This is a genomic window from Streptomyces sp. NPDC057271 (assembly GCF_042668715.1).
Lineage (GTDB): Bacteria > Actinomycetota > Actinomycetes > Streptomycetales > Streptomycetaceae > Streptomyces.
In genome coordinates this window covers 1-3,641 of record NZ_JBHUYJ010000020.1, presented here as the reverse complement: position 1 = coordinate 3,641, position 3,641 = coordinate 1, and the positions used below count along the sequence as shown (strand labels likewise).

The 3,641-nt window shown below is 69.3% G+C and carries 4 protein-coding genes; 2 read left to right on the top strand and 2 right to left on the bottom strand.

What is annotated here, in order from left to right:
• Positions 1-143: 143 nt before the first annotated feature.
• Both ACFUJR_RS12475 and ACFUJR_RS12470 read right to left on the bottom strand, forming a co-directional pair.
• Entirely contained in the window at positions 144-980 is an 837-nt protein-coding gene (locus ACFUJR_RS12475) for an ABC transporter permease (protein ID WP_383178762.1), read from the bottom strand.
• The gene (locus ACFUJR_RS12470; protein WP_383178760.1) at positions 977-1,900 is read right to left on the bottom strand and encodes an ABC transporter ATP-binding protein; all 924 of its coding nucleotides are present in this window, start codon (positions 1,898-1,900) and stop codon (positions 977-979) included. Before ACFUJR_RS12470 ends, ACFUJR_RS12475 begins: the two co-directional genes overlap by 4 nt.
• Before the next feature lie 230 nt (positions 1,901-2,130).
• Here ACFUJR_RS12470 and ACFUJR_RS12465 point away from each other — a divergent pair, with 230 nt between their 5' ends.
• Positions 2,131-2,904 carry a gamma-glutamyl-gamma-aminobutyrate hydrolase family protein gene (locus ACFUJR_RS12465; protein ID WP_383178757.1) on the top strand — a complete coding sequence of 258 codons (774 nt, stop codon included), beginning with the start codon at positions 2,131-2,133 and terminating at the stop codon, positions 2,902-2,904.
• A 57-nt stretch (positions 2,905-2,961) separates the two neighbouring features.
• The gene (locus tag ACFUJR_RS12460; protein WP_383178754.1) at positions 2,962-3,468 is read left to right on the top strand and encodes a carboxymuconolactone decarboxylase family protein; all 507 of its coding nucleotides are present in this window, start codon (positions 2,962-2,964) and stop codon (positions 3,466-3,468) included.
• Positions 3,469-3,641: the final 173 nt, after the last annotated feature.

Below are 3,641 nucleotides of genomic sequence, written 5' to 3'. Positions count from 1 at the left end.
TTTTTCCCCTCCCTCTCTGTTTCTGTTGTTAGGGGGTCAGAAGAGTGTTCTCAACCAGGGGGGGGGGAGGGGGGGCTGTTTCCGGAAACCCCCACCCCGGGGGTCCCCGTGGGCTCGGGGGTCCCCCGCGGTGAGCGGGGGGATCAGGCGTCCCTGCGGCGCAGCAGCACCGCGGCGACGGCCAGCAGCGCGGCGGTCCACAGGGCGAGGACCCCGATTCCCTGCCAGGGCCCCAGCACGTCGCCGGCGCGTGCCTGCTGCTGAGTCATCATGAAGCCGGCCTGGGTGGGCAGGTAGGCGTAGACGTACGTGCCGATCTTGCCGGGCAGCAGCGCCGCCATCGGCGTGAGCACCAGGACGAATCCGATGACACCGGTGATGCTCGCGGCCGTGTGCCGGATGATCGCGCCGACGGCGAGTGCGAACAGACCGAGCAGGGCCAGGTAGAGGCCGGTGCCCGCGACGGCCCGCAGGACGCCCGGATCGCCGAGCGCGACCGGTGCCTTCTCCTCCAGGAGCGGCGCGCCGATGAGGAACGAGCCGAACGCGGTCACCTCGCCGACGACGAGGACCAGGAGGCCGAAGACGGCGCCCTTGGCCGCGAGGACCGGGACGCGCTTCGGGACGGCGAGCAGGCTCGCGCGGATCATGCCCGTGGAGTACTCCGAGGCGATGACCATCACGCCGAGCACGCAGACCGCGAGCTGGCTGAGCAGGATGCCGCTGCCCAGGATCGTGCCGGTGGGGTCGAGTCGCATCTCGGCCTGCTGGGCCGGCTCGGTCTTGTCCCAGTTCGCGACACCCATCTGCATGAAGAGCGCGGTGAAGATCAGGGATACCACGACCAGGATGGCCAGCGACCAGACCGTCGAGCGCACCGAGCGGATCTTCGTCCACTCCGAGAGCATCAGCTGTCCGAAGCTCGGCCTGTGCCGTGTACCGGCGGCGGAGGTCGAGGCGGGGGCGGTCAGGGTGGTCACTTCGCGCCTCCGGTGGCGGGCACGACGGCGTCGTACTCGACGGCGTCCTTGGTCAGTTCCATGAAGGCGTCCTCCAGCGAGCCACGGCTGGTCGAGAGTTCGTGGAGGACCAGGCCGTCGGCAACGGCGAGTTCGGCGATGCGGGGGGCTTCGAGACCGACGACGTTCAGGTCGCCCTCGACCTCGGTGACGGTGGCGCCCTCCGCCTTGAGCAGCGCGGAGAGCTTCTCCCGCTCGGGGGTCTTCACCAGGACGGACTGCTCGGTGCTGCGCTCGATGAACTCCTCGGTGGAGCAGTCGGCGACCAGCTGACCGCGGCCGATGACGATGAGGTGGTCGGCGGTGACGGCCATCTCGTTCATGAGGTGGCTGGAGACGAAGACGGCACGGCCCTCGGCCGCCAGCGACTTCATCAGGTTGCGGATCCAGAGGATGCCCTCCGGGTCCAGACCGTTGACCGGCTCGTCCAGGAGCAGTGCAGACGGGTTGCCGAGCAGCGCGGCGGCGATGCCGAGCCGCTGGCCCATACCGAGGGAGAAGCCGCCCGCGCGCTTGCGCGCCACCGATCCCAGACCGACCTGCTCGATGACCTCCTCGACCCGGCGCTTGCCGAGGCCCTGGGTCTGCGCGAGGCAGAGCAGGTGGTCGTAGGCGCTGCGGCCGGTGTGCACGGCGCGCGCCTCCAGGAGGGCGCCGACCACCCGCATCGGCTGCGCGAGGTCGCGGTAGGCCACACCGTTGATGGTGGCCTCACCCGAGTCGGGCCGGTCCAGGCCGAGGAGTAGCCGCATCGTGGTGGACTTGCCCGCGCCGTTGGGGCCCAGGAAGCCGGTGACTCGCCCGGGCTCGACCCTGAACGACAAGTCGTTCACGGCGGTCTTGTCGCCGTAGCGTTTCGTGATGTTCTTGGCCTCGATCATGGTCACCTCAGGTGAAGGGGCTGCGAGAGAAATCGGGAGACAAAAAGATCCCGACCCTGTGTTACCAGGAACGACATTCCGTTCAGTAGTGCTGCGCCCCGGTCCGGGGTTGAACACGGCGCTCGGATTCACGCTCGTGGATATTTTCTGACGACAGGCCCGCCCCCGCGGACGTCTGTTTCGTCTGCTTCTTTTCCTCAGTTGAACCCGAAAACCCCCGAAGGGTGGACATGAATTCAACTCGGAACGGCCCGGCGGAGACGCCCCGGCGGCCCGTCATCGGGATCGTCGCGCGGACCGCGCCGGTCACGCTCCATGGCTCCGACCTGGTCGTCAGCCTCGCACTCCAGGCTCATGTCGCCTACCTCGCCGAAGCGGGCTGCGCCCCGATGCTCCTGCCGCAGCTGCCCTGCGTCGAGCGGCTCGTCGACCGGGTCGACGGCCTCCTCGTCCCGGGCGGGCCGGACATCGACCCGGCGCTGTACGGTGAGGCCGCGCACCCGGTCACCCGGGCCATGACCCCTGATGCCGACCGTGTCGAACTGGCCCTGCTCAGGGCGGCACTCGACGCCGGGCTGCCCGTCCTGGGCATCTGCCGCGGCATGCAACTGCTCAACGTGTTGCACGGAGGCTCGCTCCATCAGCATCTTCCGGACGTCACCGGTCACGACGGTCACCGGCCGGGCACCTCGTCCTTCACCCTCGGACGCCACCCGCTCAGGCTCATGGCCGGCAGCCGTATCGCGCGCGTCCTCGACGAGGACGCGCCGGAGTCGGCCTGCCACCACCACCAGGCGGTGGGGCGGCTCGGCGACGGTCTCACCGTCACCGCGTGGGCGGCGGACGGGACCGTCGAGGCGGTCGAGGTGACGAACCACCCCTTCGCAGTCGGGGTGCAATGGGAAGCCGGATACACGGCCGACCGGCGGCTGCACCGCGCATTCGCCGAAGCCGCCGGTGCCACGCAGAAATTCGGCGTGCCGTCGGGAATTTCACGTACTTGAGAAGTGGAAGCCCCTGGGGGCAAGCTTTTTCCATCCCCATCAGAAGGAGAAACACAGATGTCGCCGCGGATGCCTAACCCGTCGCTGGTGGTCCCCGATGTCCTGCCCCCCATGCGGGCACTGGTCAAGGCCATCAACAGTGTCGGTGTGCCGTTGCAGACGCTCGTTCTCATCCACCTGCGGGTGAGCCAGATCAACGGCCGTACGGTCCAGCTTCCCGTGAAGAAGCGCGAGTTCGAAGATGCCGGCGAGGAGGACTTCCGCCTGCCGCTGGTGGAGACCTGGAGGGAGCAGACCTGCTTCACCGACGCCGAGCGTTCGGTGCTCGCGCTGGCCGAGGCCGCCACGCGGATCAACGATGTGAAGGACCCGGTCTCGGACGAGGTCTGGGACGAGGCCGCCAGGCACTGGGACGAGAAGCAGCTCGGTGCCGTGGTGCTCCACATCGGCCTGGTGAACCTCTGGAACCGCGTCAACGTCGCCACGAAGCAGGAGCCGGTCGACTGGCGTGTGAACCCCAAGACGTGGACCCCGATGACCACGCGGCTCGCCGCGAGCAAGTAGTGGCCCGATCGGCCCGCGACAGCACGAAGGCCCTGCCCGGTGGGGAAACCCCTCGGACAGGGCCTTCGTGCTGCGCGGGTCGTGGCGCGACCGCCGGGGCCGTGGCGCGACCGCCGGGGCCGTGGCGCGAGCGCCGGGGCCGTGGCGCGAGCGCCGGGGCCGTGGCGCGACCG